The following is a 23,385-nucleotide window of genomic DNA, read 5'->3' as shown; positions in this document are numbered from 1 at the left end:
GATTTATTATTAATTCGATTCAAATGAACCTAAATCGGGTGCTGAACCATTGTAATTTAGCCCAACATTTGTACCTGCATCAATGAGGTCGCTTCCACTCCTAAGATGGGAGAAATTAACCACCGGCAGAGAACCATCGCTCTGACGTTCGCTTAATAATTCGTCAATATTTAAGCTCTCAAAATCGGAAGATGACACAGACGCAACCTGCCAGCTATTGTTAGAAATACTCGTCGAATTAGCATTGAATTTGTCTGAACTGTTTCCATCATAAGAAACTGAATTTTTTATGATCAATTGATTCAGCTCACGAGAACCGCTGTCTCCCAATCCAAAGTTGCGGTTATTCTTATACGCCATCGCATTGTAGATGGTTACAGAACCTCGGTTGCTGTTTTGATCATAGCCATCGGCCGTGTTCTCAGCGGAAATGGTATTAATATAGACACCGTTGTGAGCAAGGTCTTTATCGTCACTCCCTCCTGTCTTAAAGCCATTACCATCGCCGACACCTGCAGAACCATTTTCTTGGTAACCGTTACGAATCATCCAACTGTATTCCATTGTGGTCAGAATCGTTGAATTGTTGTCACGCAGATACCCATCAAATCCATCGTCTAAATTCTGCCAAGCGCGGCAACCGTAGAAATAGTTCCCTGTACCCACGGTCAGTTTTGCTGCGAAACCATCGGCGTTTTCTAAACTCGAATCGGCGTTATAGTACGAATCTGAGTTTTTAACGAAGTTGTACGCTGCACCATTACCTAACTGTAACCCTGTATCTGCATTACGGTAAAAAGACATAAACTCAATGGTGTTGTGTGACCCCGATACAAACATACCGTTGTCACCCGCATTTCTTATATCAAAACCATAGATATGCCAATAATCACCCGACAACTGAAAACCACGATTACTGCTACTCTCAGATTGAGACGAAAAGTTAATAACAGGGCGCGCATCGCCAGGGTAAGCACTCAATACAATAGGATTAGAAGACGTACCGTTTTTGGTCATTTTGATCGTAGATGACGTACTGTACGTACCCTGACGAATATAGATAACATCGCCCGCACTTGCAGAAGATATAGCACTTTGAAGCGCACTCATGCTCGATACGACCGTTGCTCCTGATGAGTAAGAACGAATAAACGATGGAAAACCATTCGTTAATGGTTCGCTGTTAGCACCCGCATAGGAAGCCGCCGCTGCCGTTGGCGCTGCAGCTGAACTAGAGCTATCGGTTTGCGAACCACCGCTCGTTCCATTTGGCGTCGCACTAAAAGCATTCGAATTTGAAAATGTTCCGTCACTGTTTTTGAATTTAATCCAAAAATAGTAGGTTGTACCGTTGTTTAAGCCAGTAACGGTGAAGTTATGAGTTGATGACGAAACGTATCCAACACGCGCTCGACCGGATGGATTGCTGTCAGTGTCTTGATAGATTTGGTAAGCAGAACCAGTGCCGGAATCCGACCAGTTTAACGTTACAGAACCGTTGCCCCCGTATCCAGACAGAGAAACCGTACTGCCGCCATCACATGATGCATTGACTGGCTCTAACCACCAGCGCTGTGAGCTTTCCGCTGCATCTTGATTCTGATAAACATTTGCGCCCTCTTGCGAACCCGCCACTGTCATCGCGAGTGACGAATTCAGATTGATCATTCTGTAGCTTCCAGAATGCGAACCTGAAGACGTTTGTTGGATAGACCATTCTTGAGTTGAACTTTGAGTGTATGGAGTTTGAAGCAAATTACCGCCGTTAGATGTAGAGCCTCCGTCAACCGTCACAGCGTAGTAGGTGTCTGCCGCCTGAATCGCCCATCCTCCAGAAGAAGTGTTTTTATTTAGATAGAAACGCTGTGATGCCAGCCCTGTATTGCTTTCTATTTGAGTATTAGCGTTTGTTGATCCATTTTGTGCCGCCAATAGCTTGTTCGCGCCCGCATTGATTATCTTATAAACTTCACCATCCTTCGGAGAATCTGTACAGTAATCCGCTGAAACAGCGTCTAAAGACAGAGCACAACCACCCAATATCATGACACTAGATAACGTTTTCCAATGAGTATTCTTAATATTTTTATTTTTCATAGCCATCCCTCAACTCTAAAAAAATAGGTTATCCGCTCACGTGTGTGAACAACCTAAACCTAGCAGAGCACCGCGCATATAAAGGGAAAGCCTCACCATTTTTGTAACGAGAAAACAACATTTCGATCTTATTTTATGCACATTATAAATCGATTTTTAAAACGACATTTTATTTTTATCTAACATTTTCGCAAACTTAACAGCATACTTCATTAAAACCAGTCTTTAAAAAAGCGGCGAATAAATCTCAAAAAACTTACAAATGTGTACACTTTTCATTCAATCTGATCTTTTAATTCGTACCTATTTCAGAAAATCATCTAAAATCGGCATTCTAAAACCCGATAAAACCCTCCTTAGAACTCTCTCCGACGAAACCCCAATATTCCAACCATTGCGCATACTTCCTATATTAAGCGGATGAGAAACTCAGTCGCACCGATATTACACTAAAGTTTTTGATTACAGTTTTCATCACCAACACATCAATTAAAGGTGAAAACAATGTCTGAACTAGCACTCTCAGCGTCCGTCGGTATCAATGGTCACAACGATTCAAATGACGTGATTGAGGTACAAAAAGCCCTCAACTGCATCAGCAAAAAAATTAATCTGGAGGAAGCTCTAGCAGAAGATGGCCTCATTAATGACAACACAGAGGAATCCCCTACTTGCATTGCAATATGCGCCATGCAAAGTGCCATTTTAGGATTTAAAAATCCCGATGGTGTTATCGATCCAAACGGTAAAAGTCATAGGGCGCTTACTAAAGCAGTAAACAAGTTAGTATCGTCCGTCTCCAACCTTTTTCTACCTAAAATCACACCAGAGGAAGGTCTAAAAGACGAAGATTTCGAGCACGCTGCTGAAATGCTGTCGTGTGATGTCGCCGCTATTAAAGCGGTATCGAAGGTAGAGTCCTCTGGCAGTGGTTATTTTGAGAATGGTATGCCGTGCATTCTATTTGAAGCACATATTTTCTCGAAATACAGCCAACATCAATTTGACGAATCGCACCCTGATATTTCTTCAAAATCATGGGATCGATCTCTGTATCTCGGCGGCGAGAAAGAATACAAACGCCTACAGAAAGCCATGTCTTTAGACCGTGAGGCCGCATTAATGTCAGCATCATATGGACGCTATCAAATTATGGGGTTTAATCACGAAACCGCTGGGTACGATGATGTCGAGCCTTTCGTTTGTGACATGTTCCTAGCAGAAAAGCACCATTTGGAGGCCTTCGTCAATTTCATCAAATCGAATACTTCTCTGCTTGAATCCATCCAGAGCTTAGACTGGGCGACATTTGCCCGCCATTACAATGGACCGAGCTATGCAGAAAACCATTACGATGAAAAATTGAAGGCAGCTTATGACAACTACGGAACACTCTAAGTCAGCATTATCTGATTCATTGCGCAAAATGGCGGAGGCGATAAAGTCCGCCTACCGCGCTTTTTGCAAGTTTTCTTTGACCATTCCATACGACATTACAGACATACTCAACGGAGAAACATCAATGTCATCAAACCGCCGTCAACTACAACAAGATATAGCACACCTTCTTGGCGTATTTTTTTCAGATACCCCACTAGAGCGCCGCCAAATTGACGATTATTGGAGCAAACTTAATAAGCTTCAAGCGCTGTCACAGGTGCAAATCGAAACAATTAAGTACAAAGGCACTATGAACCGTCTCGATGAGTCTGTCACACTATCAAATCGCGGTGAGCTCACAATCGATCTATCTGGGTGGCGTATCAGCGCGGGCCCAAAGCAGAACTATACATTTCCTAGCGATTCATACATTAAGCCGTTCGGGACTCTAACCATCGATACCTATGGCGATACGAAACATTCATTTGGTTCCAATGTCCCCATCTGGAACGATAAAGGAGACACCGACCAACTGTTTGATCATGCTGGCAATTTAGTTTCCGCTCTTAGTTATGGCGACCATGCCCGAGACAAGGTAGTAATTACCTACATTCACCATGATGGAGAACACGTTCGTACGGAAGGTGATGAATATGTCGAAACCTCTAACCTCGCCAACTCTGATGTCTTAATTGCTGGGTGGCACGTCCTATCCAGAACCAATAATAAGAGCTACCTCTTTCCTGAATCAACAAAAATTGAAGCCTCTAGCTCAATACGTGTTTACACCAATAAAGCACCACTTGAACACAATGAGTTTAGCTTTGACAGCCCAACCGCTATTTGGAAGAACTCGCACGGCGAGTGCCGCGTGATTGATTACCTAGAGCGAGATTTCGCTTAGAGACGGATAAATCGGTGTGATCACACTATTTATCCGTCAAACCAATTAAAGGTACGCAAATATGATGCTTTATTAGGAGGAATTTTTATGACTGCTCTGAACCTTTGTACCAAAAGAGCAGAAAAGAAGTAAAAGATTGCGTAATGTATTGATAGAATTGTGGAAGAGAAGCTGCCAACAATGGTTAACAGCCTGATTGAAAGGTATTCAGAAATTACATAGAGACTGTAACAATAAGATTATTTAGCAAACAATTGATCCATATCTTTAAACGCTTTGAACTCTAATGCGTTGCCACAGGGGTCGAATAAAAACATCGTCGCTTGCTCACCGACCTGCCCTTTAAATCGAACATAGGGCTCAATTACAAACTTCGTACCCAATGATTTAAGGCGCTCAGCTAATGCCTCCCATTGATCCCACGTCAACACCACACCAAAATGTGGTACTGGCACATCATGCCCATCCACTGGATTCGTGGTTGCACTCTCTTGAGAAGGCGTTTTAGGGTGATAATGAATCACAAGCTGATGCCCAAAGAAATTAAAATCCACCCAAGTCTCTGACGAGCGACCTTCTTCTAAATTAAATACATCTCGGTAAAAAGCTCTGGCTAGCGACACATCGTGCACGGGAATCGCAAGGTGGAAAGGTTGAACGCTCATAAGAATCACTCCTGTTAGATTTCCATTCAATATGAGTGTCGAGATTATAAGGGTAATCTCTAAGAATCAAGCATTTACACCGTATCGCCAGCAATGCTTAGGCAGCGATACGGCTTTGCGCTTATGGTTTTATCGGCTCTTGATAGGCCTTAGTTCCCCACAATGGAACAGTCGACAAACTGTGTTTGAAGCTTCCATCAGTCTCTTTCGTTGTGTAAGACAAATACAACAATGTTTGATTCTCTGCATCGTAAATGCGTCGGACCTTCATGGTTTTAAAGAAGATACTTTTCGACTTCTTAAACACCACTTCGCCCGATTTAGATTTATCGATTGTAGCGATCATCTCAGGTGTAATATCGCCCGTTTGACGACAAGAGATCGAGCTATCACTTGGATCGGATAAACTCAAGTTTGCCTCAATAGACGCAACGTGACAGGTAACACCAGGAATTTTGTCATCGTAAAGGTTTGAGATTTTAATGTCCTTTAGTGTGAACAAACCAAGCGACACATCCCCTACTTCATTGTCAGAACACCCTGTAAGTAGCGCAGTTAAACACAGTGCTATTAACGCTTTTCTCATATTAAATGAACACCTTTAAATATTGATTTATTCGTTCTCAAACAAAAGTATGGGAAGCCCAGCGGTAAAGTTCAAACACGGATCGCCCGTGTCCACCTCTCTTCAGTATTTAGTTCGCTTTACGCTCTAAATTGTATACGGCGCAAGTAATTGATTAAGTTGGCTTTCATCCAATTCTATACCTGCTTTTTGGAACTCTTCGGCCGTTATTTTGTTTAAAAACGTCTGTTCCGCCCGCAATTTAATAATCGCCTGAGCGTCTTTTTCCAACAGAGATTCGATCGCCTCAAACGCTTCCAAGTTTTCAGGTGCTTTCTCATCAAGTGCCTGCAGATAATCAGCAACGCAATCGTCTCCAAACGCAAAACGTAGTGCGATCAAAGAGCCATATACCGCCGCGCCTTTCGACAATACCGTTTCTTTTTTACCCGCAGAGACAACGTTCCAACCGCATGGATACAGGCCTAAACAGCTCTCATGAACGACATCTGCCAATAACATTACATCATTTTCGAGGCTTTTTTCTGGAATGCGTATTTTAAAGGTATAAGGGTTCGCAGCATCTTCATATAACGCAGAAGGCGCAGCCACATCATCAAGAATAAAGCCCTCGAACTGAGACTCTTTTGCAGGAGCTCCAAACAACTTAATAAGCACGGGCAACCATGCAGCTCGAATCTTGTCTAATTTGGCAATTGCATTGCTTGAATCTGTACTCACACCACTCTCCAAAAACACATCTATATTGGAACGGTATGCTAAACGCTAAATTAATGAGAGGCAATGCTCAAAGGAAGGTAAAACAAAAGTAAAACGAGGAGAAACAGAGAGGTCAGCAAAGTGCCGTTTGCTCAAACGTCAGGCATAAAAAAAGCAAGCTATAAGCTTGCTTTTTTCAGAGCACTATTGAAATTATAGCGCTACGATGTTCTCAGCTTGAGGACCTTTAGGACCTTGACCAACTGTGAATTCAACGCGTTGACCTTCAGCAAGTGTTTTGAAGCCAGTGCTTACGATCGCGCTGAAATGTGCGAATACATCTGGACCAGACTCTTGCTCGATGAAACCGAAGCCTTTAGACTCGTTGAACCATTTAACTGTACCAGTCGTTTTGTTAGACATGATTATTATCCTGTAAATAAAATTAGATTTGCTCGCTTGTCAAAATAACAGCAAACTGAATTAGCGCAAAAAAAAGACAAAAATTTAAAAACTACAGGACGACGAACTTGGTAGTAACGCAACGAAATGGAGCTGATTAAAAAGAAGCTAACTTTCTAGCTGCGGGTAATTTATACACAAGCGATTTAGATGTCAATTAATAATTGAAAATTAATGATTTTAATCGTCCTAGTTACTATGTGATATTCAGTCGAAGAGGCTTCAACGTTCCTAATCACTCAACATTGCTGCGGCGCTGCCACAGAGAGTCATAACAAGTAGAAACCATTTAAGGTGGTTAGGATTCGCTTTAATCGCCAGCTTAACGGCCACGTGCGCACCTAGCATCGTACCTGTAGCCAAAATCAAACCCGGCACCCAGAGTACTTGGTCGTTCCAAATAAAAACGATAAGTGCTAATCCAGTAAACCCTAAGGTACAAACCATTTTAAGCGCATTCGTTCGCACCAAGTCATAACGCAATGTGCCCGCTAATGCCGCGATCAAAATAAAGCCAACCCCTGCTTGAACAAAACCTCCGTAAACGCCTGCAATAAACAACGCACACCATGCACTCGGTTTTTCGGAGACTTTAAACGGTATTGTTCCTTCTGGCGGCGCTATCATCGCGGGCTTTACAATCATAATAATCGTCATGCCAATCATAGCACTTAGCAATAAAGGTTTTAGCCACGTTTCCGGCGCATAACTCGCAGCAAATGCCCCTACGACGCCCCCTAATAGAGAGGGAATCATGACAGGCAAAACATCTTGAGAATCAATTTTTTTCGCTTTCTTAAAGCCCATTGTTGCTGCGACATTTTGCAAAAACACGCCGACGCGGTTGGTTGCATTAGCAATGTCTGCGGGCATCCCCATCACCATTAATGCAGGCAAGGTTAAGTTTGAACCTCCGCCCGCTAACGTGTTAATTATTCCAGCAATAAACCCCGTTCCTACTAGAAGAGAAATGGTAAATAGGCTGTAATCCATACAAAACGTCCATTGAATATTTGAAAGTGCGTGGATAATAACGAAATATCAAAAGAGAATCATGTTTTGTTCAATTCACCAGCGTATTGGAATCTAAGGAAAACTATCGATACTTTAAAACTAAGCTCGAGTGACCTTCTGACACTGCACGCCTAATTTATCAATCCCGAGTTTCATGTGCTCTCCGCCTTTTAAATAAACAGGCGGATTAAGTCCAAGGCCGACTCCTGGTGGTGTACCCGTTGAAATGATATCGCCCGGCTGTAAGCTCATATAGCGGCTGCAATAGGCAATCAAATGAGGCACTTTAAAGACCATGGTCGAAGTCGAGCCATTTTGATAACGCTTCCCGTCAACCTCCAACCAAATGCCGAGATCATTACTGTCTCCTACCTCATCAGGAGTAACTAACCAAGGACCGGTCGGACCAAAGGTGTCACAACCTTTTCCTTTGTCCCAAGTACCGGTTCCTTCTAATTGAAAAGTTCGCTCAGACACATCGTTAATCACACAAAAACCCGCTACGTGTTTCATTGCGTCAGCTTCATCAATGTCACTGCCACCTTCGCCAATGACCACGCCCAGCTCTACTTCCCAATCAGTTTTAACAGAACCCTTGGGGATTTTCACATCGTCATTAGGCCCCACAATTGCAGAAGTCCATTTGCTAAAAATAACAGGTTCATCCGGAACGGGCATACCCGATTCTGCAGCGTGATCTGCGTAATTCAGTCCAATACAAATAAACTTCCCGACATTTGCCACACAAGCGCCAAGTCGAAGATCTTCTTGTGGCACGCCATCTACCAACGGTAAAGAGTTAATGTCTAACGCACTCAATGTCGCCATGGTCGCTAAGCTTAAATGCTCATCGCGCAAATCTGGAATAACCGAAGATAAATCTCGTACTCGACCATTCTCATCAAGCATTCCGGGCTTTTCACTTCCTGATGCTCCAAAGCGAACTAATTTCATTACCTTCTCCTAATTGAGATGTTTGAAAGGCGGCAACCAGCGCCGACTGGGCGATAAAGTAAAATAAATTAAATCGTAACACCACCGTCTACTAACAAAGATTGCCCTGTTACAAATGCACTCTCATCAGATAACAAGTACACAATCATCGGTGTAATATCCGCAACGTTGGCTAAGCGACCCATAGGCTGTCGAGCAATAAAATCTTTTTGGGCTTGAGCTGGATCCGCGGCAGAAGAAATACGACCTTGTAAGGAAGGTGTATCCACGGTTCCCGGACAAACTGAATTACAACGAATACCTTGCTTTACAAAATCAGCAGCAATGCCTTTTGATAAACCAATCACAGCCGCTTTCGTTGCGCCGTAGGCGGTTCGCATTGGGAACCCTTTCACCGAAGACGCCATCGAAGCCATGTTTACCACAGACGATGAGCCCGTTATTTTCGCTTGTTCCATCATTCCCGGTAAAAACGCGCGACACATACGCATCATAGAAGTCACGTTCAAATTGAGGCTGAATTCCCAATCTTCATCACTGATGTCTAACACCGTGCCGTTATGGACAAAGCCAGCACAATTAAACAAACCGTCTAAATTTGGCATCTGAGCAGCAAAAGATGCAATCGCCTGAGCGTTTGTCACATCAAGTAGATGCGTCTCAACGTGAGGATATTCTTGTTTCAAAGAGTGAAGCGCCTCGGCATTAATATCCGTCGCTATGACGTTCGCCCCTTCTCTCAAACACGCTTCAGCACTGGCACGGCCGATCCCTTGTCCCGCTGCTGTTATCAGTATGGTTTTTCCATCGAGTCTCATGTGTACGCCTCATTCTATATGTTCGTGTACATAGACCGCTTAGAACGGCAGAAAGCACTTGGTTTTTAAAAAACACTCGAACAATAAAGGCCTACATAACAGCGCCAATTTGCCAAGGAACAAACTCAACACCGCCATACCCGAGCGCTTCACTCTTTGTTTCTTCGCCCGATGCAATTCGGATAATAAGCTCAAAAAGCTCGCTGCCTTTCTCTTCGATAGATATGCCGCTCGTAACAATGTCACCGCAGTTCAAGTCCATATCTTCTTGAAGACGGTGATACATCTCGGTATTAGTCGCTAACTTGATACAAGGAGTGGGCTTATAGCCAGAAACGGAACCGCGCCCCGTTGTGAAAATGATGATGTTAGCGCCCGAAGCCACCTGACCAGTAACAGAGCACGGATCAAAACCTGGGCTGTCCATAAACACGAAACCTTTTTTATCAATCGTTTCGCCAAATTGATACACGTCCATTAAAGGTGAATTACCGCTTTTCGCCACGGCACCTAGAGACTTCTCTAGAATCGTTGTTAACCCCCCATTCTTGTTACCGGGACTTGGGTTATTGTCCATTTCTCCGCCATTGCGTGCGCAGTAATCTTCCCACCAATGAATGCGGTCAATGAGTTTTTTTCCAACATCCTCAGACACAGCACGACAAGTCAACAAATGCTCAGCACCGTACACTTCAGATGTTTCAGAAAGAATGGTTGTTCCACCGTGACGTACTAATAAATCAGAAGCATAACCAAGAGCGGGGTTAGCAGTAATACCTGAATAACCATCGGAACCACCACATTGCATGCCTACCATGATTTGAGAAACTGGCGCAGGCTTTCTGGTCGCTTTGTTAGCTTCACTGGCTAATGCGTGCAACTCTTGCAAGCCTTTTTCCACCGTTTTTCGTGTTCCCCCCTCGGATTGAATCGACATATACCGAAAAGCTGCACTCGGTTCTTGGCGATCAACCAAACTCGATACTTGCAACACTTCACAACCAAGACCCACTAAAAGAATGCCACCAAAATTGGGATTATTAGCGTAACCCATGAGTGTGCGATGGAGGGTTTGATAACCTTCCCCCTGTGACGACATACCACAGCCAGTGCTGTGAACAATGGGAACAATGCCATCAATATTTGAATAGTCTTTTAGGAAATCGGATTTATTAGCGGCTTCTTCGATAAATCGAGCCACTGAGCCAGCACAATTTACAGACGTTAAAATCCCTACGTAGTTACGCGTGCCTACTTTACCGTTTTCTCGATGAAAACCGTTAAACGTACGAGGACTTGAAATAGGCGGGAGAGGTTCACTGCTTTTAGAAAATGCGTAGTCTTGTAGATGCGCTCCCATTCCCATGTTTTGAACATGTACATGTTCACCAATGGCAATCGCTTGAGTCGCTTGACCAATGACTTGACCATAGCGAACAACATTGTCGCCCTTCGCGATTTCTTTGATCGCTACTTTATGACCTCGTGGAACATACCCAAGCAGAGTGACATCAAATTCGGTTAAATTGCTGCCTTGAGAAAGATCACTTAAGGCAATTGCAACATTGTCATGAGCGTGTAAACGAATACTTTGTTTAGACCCAATTATCACGGGTAATCCCCTGTTCTAAATTCACATTTAATTATTGTTATTGTATATTAAACTAGCATCGACATTATCAACCGTCAACTAACATGTTAGTTATCAGGAACGTATATTTATGACCGAATCCTCACTAAATAGAATCCAAAATTTGAGCGGTTCACTGTCTCAGCGAGTGTATCAATCATTGCGCGAAGCGATACTCTCAATGCAATACCCGCCCGGCACGGTAATCCGAAAAAACGAAATATGTGAACAACTGGGCGTATCACGCTCCCCTGTTTCTGAAGCGTTAGCGCGACTTTCGGCGGAAGGCTTAGTGGATGTCATTCCACAATCTGCAACCAAAGTATCTTGTTTCTCAATGGATGAAATACGTGAAGCGTGCTTTTTACGACAAGCATTAGAAATTGCAGCCGTTGAAAAAGTCACCAAAGAACGCAGCGAAGAGCAATTAGCCGCATTAACTCGCAATGTAAAAATGCAAGCTTTACTAGTCGAAGACAAAGACTTCATCGGCTCGTACCAGATAGACGAAGAATTTCATACATTGCTCATGAATTTCACGGGGTTTAGTGGTGTGTCGCACGTACTCGACAGCGTGTCGTTACAATTAAGCCGAGCGCGTATGTTGATTTTGCCAGAGGCAGGAAGACCAGAAGAAGCCGTAAAAGAACACCAAGCGATCCTTGCGGCAATCAAAAACCAAGATGTCGATGCCGCAAGAGACGCAATGAGGTTCCATATTGGGCAGCTGATACCGAGAATTCTGCCATTAGAAGAATCTCACGCAGAATATTTTAGGTCATAGGTAACAAAATGGTGGTGGATAACTATTTGACGAATAAAAGGTATGCAAGTCAGATATTAAAATAATGAAATCAACATCTGTGGAAAAAGCACAGTCAGGAGCTAGAGCGCCAAGCGAGGCGTTGAATTGAGTCCATTTTCTACAGCGCTTTGTTATGAGGCTTTCGGAATGAAAGAAAATGCTCTTCTTCCTCTGCAATGTCGTAATTTAGTGATTCATACATTCTCACTGCGCGTTCATTACATTTAAAACTTGATAATGTAATATCGCGCTCTTCTTCAGCAGCGAGTCTGTGAATTTCGACCATTACCTTCTTACCTAGCCCTCGACCAATGACACTCTGGTCCAACACGATGAGATGCACATGCAGTGCTTGGTCATACGGTTTAAAACACACGTAGCCAATTCTTCTATTCACATGGTAAACCCAGTGAAACCACTCGGGCTGATAATCGTCACGCATACGCTGCTTTTGAAACTCATCATCCCAACCAAATACTTCATTAACATATGGAAAAAGTCCGACTTTGGTTAACCGAAAAACTTCATCTGAAAATGGATCTTCTATTTGTTGGAAAGTGATACTCATTTTGTCTCTTAACAATTAAAGGTTATACAACGACACAGCCACAATTATAACGGCCTGATGATTGAGTGTGTTTTCAAATGATCTCGACCCGGCCTGTGGCTAGATGGTACTTACACGGAGCAATCATGCTCCTCTATCACATTAGTTGTACCCAGATCACAGATGATTAGCAAGCTAAGATTGTTTAGAGACTTCCGCTTGGTTACAGCCACTCTGTGACTCGAAAAATGACGCTGCGGAGCACCGAATAAAATGCCATTCGTCGATTTCATTTCCATCAAACTAAAGTCTCTCTGCTCAAGTCTCTTTACGGCAATAGTAAGAGAATTAAACCGCCACACGATGGCGTGACTCCCTTTGATCGTTTCAGATAACTGCTTTTATGTTGCACCTACAAAGGTGCCATGAAAACCAGTAGGAATATGGTAAGGCAGTTGAATCATTGCATCTGGGCCATATTCAAAAGAAGACGCTGTAAAAATATTAACCTTGCTGATCATCCGTTTGTAGTCGAATGAAACGCCAATAAACCAGCCTTCCATTTCTTTGTTTGAGTACTTATTGGGAATAAATAAATGCTCTTCAATTACCTCATTTTCGGGGAAATCAAAGTGGCGATGCTGACCGTTAGTGAGATCAATTAAAACCAGCCTATTAGCACTTAAAAGATGGTTGCCATTTCTGTTGCAGATCGCAAGTGTGTATTGATTTTTTCGGCCAACAAAACGTTCGTCATAGATTGGAAATTCAACGTTCTGATAAAGAGTGTCTTTCTCAAAATAGCCTGTTTTCAGATTTATTTTGAGAGCACTGTGTTTTGCTAATTCGGTGACATGGTCATCCCCTTTCATTATGTCGCGAAGACCTTGCGTCATCACCGATGTGTCTTTGTATTCGCACATATCAAAGTAAAGCCAATGGCCTTTTTGCCAAGCGTTCCCAAAATGGAAGATCCAGCTTGCAGGCAGCTCTAGGCGGCGGACGTTACTCAAATTATCTTTATCTACGAGTAACAACCAATTAGCTTCTTGCTTCTTCCATTGATGCGCGTCTAGATAGCTTGTAAGCAAGCGAGAATGAGCCAATTCATGGTCAAAGACAAAAGGCGCTAGGATAAACACCAAATATCGCTCTGTGATCATAAAATCATGCACCATTCTCGCTTCCGGTAAACGAATGGTTTGTTGTTTTAACAACTTTCCACTAGCCCCAATATGGTAAAAAACCAATCCTTGAAACGTACCGATAGCACCAAAATTCCACATACTGCCATCTTGGTCAATTTTTGGATGCGCGCTATAAGGCATACCTTGAGTCTGTTCAGACCAAGTAACTATGCCAGTTGTCGATAATGAGAGTGGATCTATTTCGTACGCAGACCCAGCTTCCCATAGGGCCAGTAATTTCCCGGCATGTTGTCTTATGCTGGTGTTTGCAGCGTTCATATCGTCTGCTTTAGTCACATGGCTCATAGTTGGAAACGCAGAACCAAATGTTGGTGTGCTCATTTGTCCTGTAAACAGGTCTTTTCTTCGCTTCGCCGTATCGACAAAACGCCCAAAGTAAGTGGCCGTTTGATTTTCTCCATTAATGCAAAACTGCTGGATCATGCCGTCGGCATCAAATAAATGATGATAACGCTGTCCATTGATTTCATGTTGTGCCGGCCCGTTCCGGTATAGAGTCCCAATCAAACCGGTTGGAATCTTTCCTTCTATTACCAAGTTTTGTGCAGAAAGCGATTTGTCTAAACTGGAGATATGAGCCAGCCAAGGTTTTTTATTTAGTGCTGCATCAAATGACTTTTTCCAGCTTATTGCAAAATTGCTTTGATGACCTTCCAGATAGGTTGCATACAACGCCGCAGGAAAAAGCGTAGCGCCTGACGCCGCCATCGTACATGAAAGTAGTTTGATGAATTCACGACGGTTCATAAGACCTCCAAGCCTAATCAATCAGAAGTGTGTGAATAATGAATTGTCATCTCATTGGTCATGCTAGGCGTAAAAAGCATGTCTGAAAATTTAGGAGGGCCAAATCGACCTTTAGCATTATTTGAGAATGCGTACGGTTCTGTAGGCACGCCAAACAAATTTGTGTCTAACGCCTGATTGTCATTTAGATCTTGATAGCTAACAAAAATGATAGGCGCGTCCGGTAAATCTGAAACTGTAATGGCAAGCGTATCCGATAAAACAGGTTCTCTAATTTGTGAAAAACCGTTTTTCCCTGTTTTAAAGTCTTCTTCTAAGTGGTAAAAACTTCCCATAATGTAGCCAGAATTTGGCACTAACCCCGTAAAAGTCAGCTGTAATCCAGCTGATTTTTCAGATGCTAGGCTTGATGTGCAATACAAGACAATCAGTGAAAAAATAAGTTTTAATAGGGATGATGTGATGGCCGAAAAAGCCTTGTAGAACAAGGTTGTCATTTTTTAATTCTCCATTGTGTTAAGATTTCTATCATTATGGTTAGATAAAAAATTCGACCAATAGTGAATACGTGAACGGCGGAGGGAATTCGTCAATAGCCTTGATACGCAATTCACGAATCGTGAATTGCACTCTTTTAAGTTATTGATTTTTAATAATGTATCGTAATTTTTTCAACACTGTGAACAATAATCAAAAGTTCATCTACTTTGCCCTATCCTGCCTTGTGATTGGTTTTGTGATATCCATCATCGGGCCATTTGGCACTTTTTCAGAAATGAGTTTGTTAAAACGATTGGTATATTGGCAACTCACGATCGCTGTCATCGGGCACGAAAGCCTAGTACTGATCTTAATGTTCTTCCACTTGCCAATGACCGCCAAATGGCCAACGTCTAAAACCATGATTGTAACGTCTTTGATCATGGCCTTTCCCGCCAGCTTTCAAGTTCATTGGCTAAATCAAAAGATGATGCCGATAGAAATGCCTATCTCTATTCTTGAGTTGTCGGCCTATGTATTGCTGGTTCTATTGATGATTTTTTTACCGCTTGGGAAAAGGTTAGAAAAGCGATTTAAAACGCCATTAAAAAAGGAATCCATAACTGAGCCTACATCCACTCTTACCACCGAAAAAAATGAAATAGATTTACCAAAAACCACGTCGCATCCAAACCTTATGGCGTTGTTCGATGTTGAAATGAAAGGAAGGTTGGTCTCTATCTCCGCCGAAGATCATTACATCAAAATTGTTACTGAGCAAGAAAGTCAGCTTGTATTGCACCGCTTCAGCGATGCATTGAAATTACTGAAACCTTACAGTGGAATGAGAGTTCATCGTTCTTGGTGGGTTTCCTTACAGTTCATCGAAAGGTTAGATAAGAAGCAAGGAAAATGGCAGTTGGTCATGACTAACGGTGAATTTATCCCAGTAAGTAAGACATATCGAACAGAAGTTGAACGTTTATGTAAGTCGTTCATTAGTTAAGGAGTTGCGCTTAATTAAAAAAATGAAGTTTCGAAGAAGCCCAATTACCACCAAAGATCAGTCGGCCTACTTGCATAATTCGATTCTTCATACAGATAAATTGAGCGCTTTCAAACGTATCCGCAATGTCTTTATCAATTTGGCGTTAATTATGAGTACTCCCAATAATTAACGCCACTGAGAACATGAAAACCAAAGCCTGAAACCACTAAAAAGTAGGTTTCTTTATAAGTTGTTAAATAATACTTGCACCATAAAACGTCAAGCCTCGACCAAAGAATGTTTCTGTTGATGTTCTAAGTAAAGAGAGTGCACCTCATCAATGCCTTTTAAGTTACCCGTTTCATCACGATAACTCAGAGTGTGATCTATCGCCTCCCCCTGCCATTCTTTTTCAATTTCTAGGCGCTTAGACGTTTGTTTGAACTCCTTTATAAAGTCATTAATGGCTTTCAATAATTGGTACGAAGAAGGTTCAGCTGAAACCACCGCGGAATAATAAAACGGGTCAGGCAGGATGCTGTTAATCACTTCGACCTTGTTATGCCAAGGACTATCTGGACTAACCGACGCCCAATGAAATACGGGATGATCAGCGGCAAAAGCATCAATCGAACCATTAGCCAAGGCGTCATGCACCCTTGATATGTCTCCATAAGCAATGAGGTTTGACAGTTTTACCTTGCCGCCAGGTTTGTGTTCATTTTCCGCCCATCGAAAACCCTGATCTTCTAAAGTGGTTAATGCGGCAGGGTCATTAACCACGCCGAGTACCTTACCTTCTAAATCAGACAAATGCTTGATTGAGGCGTCGTTGGCTTGACGACACAAGACAAATTTTAGGTAGGTGTAGGTGTCTGAAAAAGCAATGCCCTGATAAAAATCACTAGGAGGTACAGCACACCAAACCACATCCGCGTTTCGTTGGCCTTTTTCTTTTCCTGCAAACAACAGTTCCGTTAGAAGGTCCCAAGGATGTTCTACGAACTCACATTTGACCCCCAGCCAATCTGCAAAGGCTCTGGCATACTCCGCATCCAGACCTTGAATAGCTCCACTGGATGAACGGCGAAATGTCACGCCAACCAATGCAGGGTCCACTGCAACACGGATGACACCACGTTTTTTAATATCCGCTAATTTATCAAATGAAGGCGTATTGTAGACATGATTAACTTTTAAAAATTGGTTAATGCCCTCTTCAATCAAACCCTCATCACGAGCGAGGTAAGAGTCTAAAGATCGGGTTATATCAGTCGCCCACCCGACCTTATTTATCGCTCGATTTGAGGATTCTTTACTGGCTTCGAGCAACTCAAATACCACTGAGTTGTGCTCACTGATGGTTTCTAAACGATCGGACATTTGAGTAAAACGCGTTTGGATATCGGACAAGGAAGATGCAATCTCCATATCCAGCGTATTGAGCTCCTGATCAATTGTGCTCATCGTTTTCTGAAGAGACTGAGTCACTCCAGATAAGTCGATCAATTTCACCGCTTCATTGGTTTGTGCCATGGTTTTTTTGGCAAGTTCACCTACCTCTTTCGCAACGACGGCAAAGCCTCGCCCTTGATCCCCTGCACGAGCCGCTTCAATGGTGGCATTAAGGGCAAGCAGCTGAATGCCTTTCCCTATATCTTCGATATTATTAAGAACCTTAGTTGCCCCTTCTGCTTTAGTGTCAAGTTCGTCACGAATACGAGCCAGTTCATTATTGATTGCGAGCGTTCTTTGCTCGACTGATTGACGGGTATTTTCCTTAACTTGGTTGGCACTTTTGGTGCTGGTTTCTATTTCTTCGCGTGTTTCGCTTAACCCAGTACGTAAATTATGAGAACGAACATCTATTTCGCGCATTAAACTGTCTTGCGCTTCCCCTGCTGTACTGGCGAATCTGAGTAAATTTTGCAGAAAATTCAATGAGCTAGAAACACCATGAGTAAGAGCCTCAAAACGATTATTCTGTTGATTTGTTTCAGAATATTGATTTTCTGAGATGTCATTGAGGCGACTATCGTCAATAGCCAAACGAGGTGCTTTCTGTTTTTTAAATAATCTATTTAACATGTTCTGACCTCTACAGCGGATGATGAATATACGAATGAGTCACTCAATAAATTAAGGCAATATTCATGCCCATTCTAAAAGAGAGATAGTAGAAAAGGTCGCCATCAATCATCACGTCATAAGCACGCGCCTCAACGAAATATACTTGATCAAGACATAAAAGACGGCTTTCGATCCAACTACAACAATGTTCGAAGCTTTTGTCAGTTCAGGAATCCTCTCTCCATAAATGAAAGCACAGGGAATACAGCGAGAAATACAATGATCTTAAGGAGTGTCAGAAAAAGTGACTTATTTGTCGTTTTCAGCCCCTGTTTCCGTCGCGAAAAGACCTACTCCGTTTACTGCTGGTGACAAAATGATCAAATACGCACACAACAAAAACAACAGCAAATAAGGGTGTCATTATGAGTAACCACGTAAACAGAGGTGTTATTTATCAAGGTAATGGTACGGTTAAGGTCGACGCCATTGCATTTCCCGAGTTATCCATAGGTAAACGCCGTTGTGATCATGGCGTTCTTCTCAAGGTTGTCACAACGAATATTTGCGGCAGTGACCAACACATGGTTCGAGGCCGAACGACCGCGCCAAGTGGTTTGGTGCTTGGCCATGAAATCACTGGCCAAATCATCGAATGTGGTCGCGATGTAGAATTCCTTAAAGTAGGTGATTTGGTTTCTGTTCCATTCAATATTGCCTGTGGCCGTTGCCGTAACTGTAAAGAAGGCAAGACTGGCATTTGCTTAAACGTCAACCCTGCTCGCCCCGGTGCGGCTTATGGTTACGTGGACATGGGCGGCTGGGTTGGCGGACAAGCCGACTATGTCATGGTGCCATATGCCGATTTCAACTTACTTAAATTTCCCGATGCTGATCAAGCAATGGAGAAAATTCAAGATCTGACATTACTCTCTGACATTCTTCCCACTGGTTTTCATGGTTGTGTTACCGCAGGCGTAGGCCCAGGTTCCACTGTTTATATCGCAGGCGCGGGTCCAGTTGGTTTAGCTGCCGCGGCCTCGGCGCATTTACTTGGTGCAGCCTGTGTTATCGTTGGTGACATGGTGCAAGATCGATTGGACCAAGCTCGCTCATTTGGTTGCGAAACCATCGACCTTACTCAAGATGGCGACATTCAAGATAAAATTGAAGCAATACTTGGTGATCGCGAAGTGGATGCGTTTGTGGACTGCGTGGGTTTTGAAGCGCATGCCTGTGGCTGTAACCACCATCAAGAATCCCCTGCTGTCGTATTGAACTCTGCCATGCAAATGACTCGCGCAGGTGGGCAAATTGGCATACCGGGGCTGTATGTTACAGAAGATCCAGGCGCGACAGACGACGCAGCAAAACAAGGCAGTTTAAGCATGCGATTTGGCCTAGGTTGGGCAAAATCTCACTCCCTTCACACTGGTCAATGCCCCGTCATGAAATACCACCGTCAACTGATGCAAGCTATCTTGTTTGATAAAATCGACATAGCAAAAGCAGTGAACGTACAAATGATCTCATTGGATCAAGCACCACAAGGTTATGCTGACTTCGATGGCGGCGCTGCGAAAAAATTCGTTATCGACCCACATAAAATGGTGAGTTAATCTGCTCGTCCATTATTCGCTTTCTCACGGAAAATAATTAAGGCCAACATGATGTTGGCCTTAATTATTATTGTCTGGCGATCAGTAGATTCCCTAGGCAGATGCTTGTAAGACACACAATACACAGCATCATGGTATGGGAACCTGCGAATAACTCAGTCTATTAGTCGCTCAGCGTTGAAGTTTTGCATTTGCGCTCTATAAACATAAATTTCGAGCGCTTTTAACACCATTTTGGGATTGTTACTCCCATTTTTTGGGAGGCTAGACAGACTCCCCCCGTGCAGATCGTATCATTTGGTCGACTCGCAGTAAGTTTCCAAGCGCAAATAAGACAGCAAGTTTATTGTCATTCTTCGACAAGCCTTTGTAGACTACTTTTCGGAAGCCAAACTGGCATTTTAGTATTCTAAACGGGTGCTCGACTTTGGCTCTAATACTGGCCTTTAAATACTCTATTCGGATGGGGTTCTTATTTATACGAGGACGTTTCTTCCAAGCTCGCATTTTACTGGGCATTTCAGCAATCAACCAACCCAGCTTCTTTCCTTTAGTTTCCTCTCGTTTTTCTACACCACGGTAGCCTAAGTCGGCTGACACAATTGACTCGTCGCCCGTTACCTGCTTTCAGGTAAAAGGGCTCAATTTGAACTTCGAGTTTTTTCCATGGAATCAACTCATCCATTCGACCCAGAAAAAGCTCTTTGCGGGTTTTACGGCGTTTGCTGGCAAATTCGGTATCTGCGAAGGAGAGTTGGTTCATGGTTGATTGGGAATCTTAGTCGGCTTAAGTCGGTGAGATAGTCTCATGTTGCCGACTTACTCGCAGGTTCCCTAATTACTTTCTACTTTTTTAGGTTTGACAACAACAACTTTGCACTGGCAGCGCTAAAAGACAAAGCAAAAATGCTTTTTAATACTACTTTAGATTTTAGATATACCTTTATGGCAACATTGTGTAAAAACAACAGTGCGTCCCCAAAAAACATAATTGATTTTGGGTTAACGCGGTTTTTCTTCTTTATTGGTTTTTATGTCAGGGACTTTTTCCATGATGCGACCTCCCTGTGTCTGTGCGGTGTTGTTGATTGTCCAATATTAACGCGGGTCTAACCCTTAAGAGCCCTTGTCATTAAACCCGTAAATTAAATTTCTAATCAGCGATTTTCCAGCTACGAATCAATGTTGCAGCAGCGCGGGCATGTGAACGCGCAAAAGAATCTTCTGTTCGTGCTCTAAACACCATTTGCACGCCAAGCAAAAGGTCAATTAATACAACAGCCAATGACTGAATGTCGAGATTAGGCTGTGCGTTCTTAGCTGCGACAGCAGTGCTAAGAATGTTTACAAACCGTTTTTCTATAAATTTAAAATAGCGCTCTATTCGCTCGTTGACTTCGCTGTCTTCACGCTCAAATTCGTCTATCGAATTCAATACTAAACAACCCATTTCATCGATGCGTGGTATCTGGTCATTGCTCGCAAGTCGCTCAAACCAACATGCTAGGTCTTCTAGATCTCCAGTTTCAGCATCCCTTAAAATATGAGTTTCGGCATTTTCTAGATAATTATCTAAGGTATCTAAGAAAAGGCCGCGCTTACCGCCATAAGTCTTTTGAATGGTGAAGCGTGTCAAGCCCGTCTTTTCCTCAATTTCACGGGTACTAGTAGCAGCATATCCTCGCTGCCAAAAAAGGCGCTTGGAAGCGATTATTGCCGTTTCATGATCTGTATTTCTTTTGCGCGACATAAAATTCCTCTTGATTAATCTATCCAGTCGGATAGAATTACAAATCTATCCGACTGGATAGTATGTTCTTTTCAGAGCAAACATTCATTAACTTTAATTGTACAGGATATGTAAAATGAATTTAATTGCCTTATCGCTCTCCTTATTTGGCTTCGTTTTCACCTTCGCAACGATTGTTCTGTATTTCCGAACAATTCCACGTGGAACAGTACCTAAATCCGTTACCGGACTTACTGCTCGACTTGTGCTTGGTGTTTCATCATCAGTTATGGGGATTTTCTTAGGTGCAACGGGGGTTGGAAGCGCGAGTTTGGCAGTGTATTTACCAGCAGGTTTTTCAATAGCTTTTGGCTCACTTATTCTGTTCTTCCTTTCGCAGCGCAAAATCCCTTTGGGAGACCTCAAAGTAAAGGTCGGCGACAAAATACAGCCATTTACTTCGACAACAAGTGCCGGACAACACTTTAGTAGCGACGAGTTTCACGGCCGCAGAGTTCTTCTTAAATTTTATCGCGGTGGGTGGTGTCCCTATTGCGTTGCCGAGCTGGCTGCGTTTAATAAGATGGCCCCTAACTTAGAGCGTTTCAACATTTCCGTCTATGCATTAAGCAAAGACACACCACAAGAAGCTAACGTTCATAAAATCCGCGATGGGCTAGACGTTACCCTTCTATCAGACCCTCAACTTGAAGTAATCCGGTCTTATGGTGCCGAACATCATAAAACACTTGGACAAACAAAAAACCCAACTTCAACTCTGGGCGGCGTTGCCCTTGGTTTCGCGCCAATTAAGTTTGAAGCAATGGCCATACCCACCACCTTGCTCATAGACGAAAACGGCATAATTCGTTGGATTGATCAGTCGGATGATATCCGAGTACGCAGCAGCGTTGATCGCATTATGGGCACCATTAGATCCGAATTCAAAGACGACAATATTACGAACTTACAGGAGACAGTTTAATGACTATTACAACAGCAACAGGCGCTAAAAAGCCCATAAAGCTTCGCATCATTTTCATCCTAAACGCGCTGAAAATTTTAATCACGTTCGGTTTCTTTACCGCTTTCAAGTATTTTGGCTTCACTGCTGGTGAGCTTGCGGGTGATTCAGCGGCGATGACAATGCTTTATGCAGCCTTTGGATATCTTGCGTTATTCGCGGTAATGATACTTTTCATCCTAAAACGACAGATGGTCGGAATGCGGTCGGTAATTGCGGCCGATCTGATCCTTTCCATTTTTATACCAGCACCTATAGGTATCGTCATTTCTATCGTCAGTTTGGGACTGACGTTTACTCAATCAGTGCGCAATTATTTTTCTTACAAGGGATAACACATAAGCTCCGTGCAGCACTTATTAAACTGCCGCAATTTATATAGGGGGTTTGATCTTTTAAGAATACGACCTCCTATGTGTTTGCGGTGTGTTTTCGAGTGGCCTCGTCCTTAGATACAACTAAGAAGCCTCTTTTTTGAACGTTTTAGTTTTACCCAGATAATAAATGATTGGCAAACCTAATCCTTGAGAACCTTTCACCTGGTCGCGGTTGCTCTTTAAGTCCTTTGGTTACGCCGCAGAATACCGATTAGTCAGATCTTAGTCGTATTATCTTCTTACTATCTAAACTATCTATTGATAGTTTTTTTTGTTCGAACGAGCCTCTAATCCTACCCTAGCCCTAGGCTCAGTAGCGGGTGGAAGTCAGGAAATCGCGAGAGCTTTAACCTTAAGAAGTGGGAGGCACTGGAAGGTAATCTGTAAAACGGATGTGACATAAATTTCAGGCACAAAAAAGCCGAACACTGGGTTCGGCTTTCGTGACTCACTTAGGAAGTGAGTAGAATTCGTTGGTAGGTCTAAGCAGATTCGAACTGCTGACCTCTACCATGTCAAGGTAGCGCTCTAACCAACTGAGCTATAGACCTACGAATTGGTGGTTATTATACGCAGAGGAAT

The 23,385-nt window shown here is 43.0% G+C and carries 21 protein-coding genes, 1 tRNA gene and 2 pseudogenes; 7 read left to right on the top strand and 17 right to left on the bottom strand.

Going from position 1 to position 23,385, the window contains the following annotated elements; translation table 11 throughout:
* Positions 1 to 9: 9 nt before the first annotated feature.
* On the bottom strand, positions 10 to 2,097 hold the full coding sequence (locus tag DFP79_RS02655) for an RICIN domain-containing protein (protein WP_133502406.1): 2,088 nt from the start codon (positions 2,095 to 2,097) through the stop codon (positions 10 to 12).
* A 504-nt stretch (positions 2,098 to 2,601) separates the two neighbouring features.
* On the opposite strand from DFP79_RS02655, the gene DFP79_RS02650 reads away from it, so the two are divergent.
* A complete protein-coding gene (locus DFP79_RS02650; RefSeq protein WP_133502405.1) occupies positions 2,602 to 3,495 on the top strand; it encodes an N-acetylmuramidase family protein in 894 nt (297 codons plus the stop codon).
* A complete protein-coding gene (locus DFP79_RS02645) occupies positions 3,473 to 4,381 on the top strand; it encodes a lamin tail domain-containing protein (protein ID WP_133502404.1) in 909 nt (302 codons plus the stop codon). Before DFP79_RS02650 ends, DFP79_RS02645 begins: the two co-directional genes overlap by 23 nt.
* Before the next feature lie 239 nt (positions 4,382 to 4,620).
* Here DFP79_RS02645 and DFP79_RS02640 read toward each other — a convergent pair whose 3' ends face one another.
* From DFP79_RS02640 to DFP79_RS02605, 8 genes are all read right to left on the bottom strand, one after another.
* Positions 4,621 to 5,046, bottom strand: a complete 426-nt coding sequence (locus DFP79_RS02640) for a VOC family protein (RefSeq protein WP_133502403.1) — start codon at positions 5,044 to 5,046, stop codon at positions 4,621 to 4,623.
* 121 nt (positions 5,047 to 5,167) lie between these two features.
* A complete protein-coding gene (locus tag DFP79_RS02635; RefSeq protein ID WP_133502402.1) occupies positions 5,168 to 5,632 on the bottom strand; it encodes a CreA family protein in 465 nt (154 codons plus the stop codon).
* Positions 5,633 to 5,758: 126 nt separating this feature from the next.
* A complete protein-coding gene (locus DFP79_RS02630; RefSeq protein WP_133502401.1) occupies positions 5,759 to 6,352 on the bottom strand; it encodes a hypothetical protein in 594 nt (197 codons plus the stop codon).
* Between the two features lie 192 nt (positions 6,353 to 6,544).
* A complete protein-coding gene (locus DFP79_RS02625) occupies positions 6,545 to 6,754 on the bottom strand; it encodes a cold-shock protein (RefSeq protein ID WP_133502400.1) in 210 nt (69 codons plus the stop codon).
* Between the two features lie 270 nt (positions 6,755 to 7,024).
* A complete protein-coding gene (locus DFP79_RS02620) occupies positions 7,025 to 7,786 on the bottom strand; it encodes a sulfite exporter TauE/SafE family protein (RefSeq protein WP_133502399.1) in 762 nt (253 codons plus the stop codon).
* Positions 7,787 to 7,906: 120 nt separating this feature from the next.
* Positions 7,907 to 8,761: a fumarylacetoacetate hydrolase family protein gene (locus DFP79_RS02615; protein WP_133502398.1), complete on the bottom strand. Its 855-nt coding sequence runs from the start codon at positions 8,759 to 8,761 to the stop codon at positions 7,907 to 7,909.
* Positions 8,762 to 8,829: 68 nt separating this feature from the next.
* A complete protein-coding gene (locus DFP79_RS02610) occupies positions 8,830 to 9,579 on the bottom strand; it encodes an SDR family oxidoreductase (RefSeq protein ID WP_133502397.1) in 750 nt (249 codons plus the stop codon).
* 91 nt (positions 9,580 to 9,670) lie between these two features.
* Positions 9,671 to 11,191 carry a UxaA family hydrolase gene (locus DFP79_RS02605; protein ID WP_243730177.1) on the bottom strand — a complete coding sequence of 507 codons (1,521 nt, stop codon included), beginning with the start codon at positions 11,189 to 11,191 and terminating at the stop codon, positions 9,671 to 9,673.
* Between the two features lie 109 nt (positions 11,192 to 11,300).
* On the opposite strand from DFP79_RS02605, the gene DFP79_RS02600 reads away from it, so the two are divergent.
* The gene (locus DFP79_RS02600; RefSeq protein ID WP_133502396.1) at positions 11,301 to 11,993 is read left to right on the top strand and encodes a GntR family transcriptional regulator; all 693 of its coding nucleotides are present in this window, start codon (positions 11,301 to 11,303) and stop codon (positions 11,991 to 11,993) included.
* 139 nt (positions 11,994 to 12,132) lie between these two features.
* Here DFP79_RS02600 and DFP79_RS02595 read toward each other — a convergent pair whose 3' ends face one another.
* From DFP79_RS02595 to DFP79_RS02585, 3 genes are all read right to left on the bottom strand, one after another.
* On the bottom strand, positions 12,133 to 12,582 hold the full coding sequence (locus DFP79_RS02595) for a GNAT family N-acetyltransferase (RefSeq protein ID WP_133502395.1): 450 nt from the start codon (positions 12,580 to 12,582) through the stop codon (positions 12,133 to 12,135).
* A gap of 380 nt (positions 12,583 to 12,962) precedes the next feature.
* Positions 12,963 to 14,516, bottom strand: a complete 1,554-nt coding sequence (locus DFP79_RS02590) for a carotenoid oxygenase family protein (RefSeq protein ID WP_133502394.1) — start codon at positions 14,514 to 14,516, stop codon at positions 12,963 to 12,965.
* A 17-nt stretch (positions 14,517 to 14,533) separates the two neighbouring features.
* Positions 14,534 to 15,013 carry a DUF2141 domain-containing protein gene (locus tag DFP79_RS02585; protein ID WP_133502393.1) on the bottom strand — a complete coding sequence of 160 codons (480 nt, stop codon included), beginning with the start codon at positions 15,011 to 15,013 and terminating at the stop codon, positions 14,534 to 14,536.
* Between the two features lie 158 nt (positions 15,014 to 15,171).
* Between DFP79_RS02585 and DFP79_RS02580 the strand changes: the two genes are divergently transcribed.
* Positions 15,172 to 16,002, top strand: a complete 831-nt coding sequence (locus DFP79_RS02580; protein WP_133502392.1) for a LytTR family DNA-binding domain-containing protein — start codon at positions 15,172 to 15,174, stop codon at positions 16,000 to 16,002.
* Between the two features lie 261 nt (positions 16,003 to 16,263).
* Here DFP79_RS02580 and DFP79_RS18150 read toward each other — a convergent pair whose 3' ends face one another.
* Positions 16,264 to 18,072, bottom strand: a complete 1,809-nt coding sequence (locus DFP79_RS18150) for a methyl-accepting chemotaxis protein (RefSeq protein ID WP_133502391.1) — start codon at positions 18,070 to 18,072, stop codon at positions 16,264 to 16,266.
* Between the two features lie 407 nt (positions 18,073 to 18,479).
* Between DFP79_RS18150 and fdhA the strand changes: the two genes are divergently transcribed.
* The gene (fdhA, locus tag DFP79_RS02570) at positions 18,480 to 19,673 is read left to right on the top strand and encodes a formaldehyde dehydrogenase, glutathione-independent (protein WP_133502390.1); all 1,194 of its coding nucleotides are present in this window, start codon (positions 18,480 to 18,482) and stop codon (positions 19,671 to 19,673) included.
* A 264-nt stretch (positions 19,674 to 19,937) separates the two neighbouring features.
* On the opposite strand, the pseudogene DFP79_RS02565 reads toward fdhA, so the two are convergent.
* The 3 genes and pseudogenes from DFP79_RS02565 to DFP79_RS02560 form a co-directional block, all read right to left on the bottom strand.
* A pseudogene (locus DFP79_RS02565) lies at positions 19,938 to 20,288 on the bottom strand (transposase); the annotation flags it as partial.
* Positions 20,281 to 20,436: pseudogene (locus DFP79_RS18215) on the bottom strand (IS5/IS1182 family transposase); the annotation flags it as partial. The pseudogenes DFP79_RS02565 and DFP79_RS18215, both read right to left, overlap by 8 nt.
* Before the next feature lie 390 nt (positions 20,437 to 20,826).
* Positions 20,827 to 21,423, bottom strand: coding sequence for a TetR/AcrR family transcriptional regulator (locus tag DFP79_RS02560; RefSeq protein WP_133502389.1), 597 nt, complete (start codon positions 21,421 to 21,423; stop codon positions 20,827 to 20,829).
* A 115-nt stretch (positions 21,424 to 21,538) separates the two neighbouring features.
* On the opposite strand from DFP79_RS02560, the gene DFP79_RS02555 reads away from it, so the two are divergent.
* Positions 21,539 to 22,387, top strand: a complete 849-nt coding sequence (locus DFP79_RS02555; protein ID WP_133502388.1) for a peroxiredoxin family protein — start codon at positions 21,539 to 21,541, stop codon at positions 22,385 to 22,387.
* Positions 22,387 to 22,761: a hypothetical protein gene (locus tag DFP79_RS02550; protein ID WP_133502387.1), complete on the top strand. Its 375-nt coding sequence runs from the start codon at positions 22,387 to 22,389 to the stop codon at positions 22,759 to 22,761. Before DFP79_RS02555 ends, DFP79_RS02550 begins: the two co-directional genes overlap by 1 nt.
* A gap of 516 nt (positions 22,762 to 23,277) precedes the next feature.
* Here the strand turns inward: DFP79_RS02550 and DFP79_RS02545 are convergent.
* Positions 23,278 to 23,354, bottom strand: a tRNA-Val gene (locus DFP79_RS02545).
* Between the last annotated feature and the right edge of the window lie 31 nt (positions 23,355 to 23,385).

The organism is Marinomonas balearica, from assembly GCF_004362145.1.
GTDB classification, from domain to species: Bacteria; Pseudomonadota; Gammaproteobacteria; order Pseudomonadales; family Marinomonadaceae; genus Marinomonas; species Marinomonas balearica.
The sequence above is the reverse complement of the archived record's forward strand: the minus strand, read 5'-3'. Positions and strand labels throughout refer to the sequence as shown.

Excerpts from the sequence above, each read along its gene's own strand:
- DFP79_RS02655 (WP_133502406.1), bottom strand. The coding sequence starts at position 2,097 with ATGAAAAATAAAAATATTAAGAATACTCATTGGAAAACGTTATCTAGT.
- DFP79_RS02650 (WP_133502405.1), top strand. The coding sequence starts at position 2,602 with ATGTCTGAACTAGCACTCTCAGCGTCCGTCGGTATCAATGGTCACAAC.
- DFP79_RS02645 (WP_133502404.1), top strand. The coding sequence starts at position 3,473 with ATGACAACTACGGAACACTCTAAGTCAGCATTATCTGATTCATTGCGC.
- DFP79_RS02640 (WP_133502403.1), bottom strand. The coding sequence starts at position 5,046 with ATGAGCGTTCAACCTTTCCACCTTGCGATTCCCGTGCACGATGTGTCG.
- DFP79_RS02635 (WP_133502402.1), bottom strand. The coding sequence starts at position 5,632 with ATGAGAAAAGCGTTAATAGCACTGTGTTTAACTGCGCTACTTACAGGG.
- DFP79_RS02625 (WP_133502400.1), bottom strand. The coding sequence starts at position 6,754 with ATGTCTAACAAAACGACTGGTACAGTTAAATGGTTCAACGAGTCTAAA.
- DFP79_RS02620 (WP_133502399.1), bottom strand. The coding sequence starts at position 7,786 with ATGGATTACAGCCTATTTACCATTTCTCTTCTAGTAGGAACGGGGTTT.
- DFP79_RS02615 (WP_133502398.1), bottom strand. The coding sequence starts at position 8,761 with ATGAAATTAGTTCGCTTTGGAGCATCAGGAAGTGAAAAGCCCGGAATG.
- DFP79_RS02610 (WP_133502397.1), bottom strand. The coding sequence starts at position 9,579 with ATGAGACTCGATGGAAAAACCATACTGATAACAGCAGCGGGACAAGGG.
- DFP79_RS02600 (WP_133502396.1), top strand. The coding sequence starts at position 11,301 with ATGACCGAATCCTCACTAAATAGAATCCAAAATTTGAGCGGTTCACTG.
- DFP79_RS02595 (WP_133502395.1), bottom strand. The coding sequence starts at position 12,582 with ATGAGTATCACTTTCCAACAAATAGAAGATCCATTTTCAGATGAAGTT.
- DFP79_RS02590 (WP_133502394.1), bottom strand. The coding sequence starts at position 14,516 with ATGAACCGTCGTGAATTCATCAAACTACTTTCATGTACGATGGCGGCG.
- DFP79_RS02585 (WP_133502393.1), bottom strand. The coding sequence starts at position 15,013 with ATGACAACCTTGTTCTACAAGGCTTTTTCGGCCATCACATCATCCCTA.
- DFP79_RS02580 (WP_133502392.1), top strand. The coding sequence starts at position 15,172 with ATGTATCGTAATTTTTTCAACACTGTGAACAATAATCAAAAGTTCATC.
- DFP79_RS18150 (WP_133502391.1), bottom strand. The coding sequence starts at position 18,072 with ATGTTAAATAGATTATTTAAAAAACAGAAAGCACCTCGTTTGGCTATT.
- fdhA (WP_133502390.1), top strand. The coding sequence starts at position 18,480 with ATGAGTAACCACGTAAACAGAGGTGTTATTTATCAAGGTAATGGTACG.
- DFP79_RS02560 (WP_133502389.1), bottom strand. The coding sequence starts at position 21,423 with ATGTCGCGCAAAAGAAATACAGATCATGAAACGGCAATAATCGCTTCC.
- DFP79_RS02555 (WP_133502388.1), top strand. The coding sequence starts at position 21,539 with ATGAATTTAATTGCCTTATCGCTCTCCTTATTTGGCTTCGTTTTCACC.
- DFP79_RS02550 (WP_133502387.1), top strand. The coding sequence starts at position 22,387 with ATGACTATTACAACAGCAACAGGCGCTAAAAAGCCCATAAAGCTTCGC.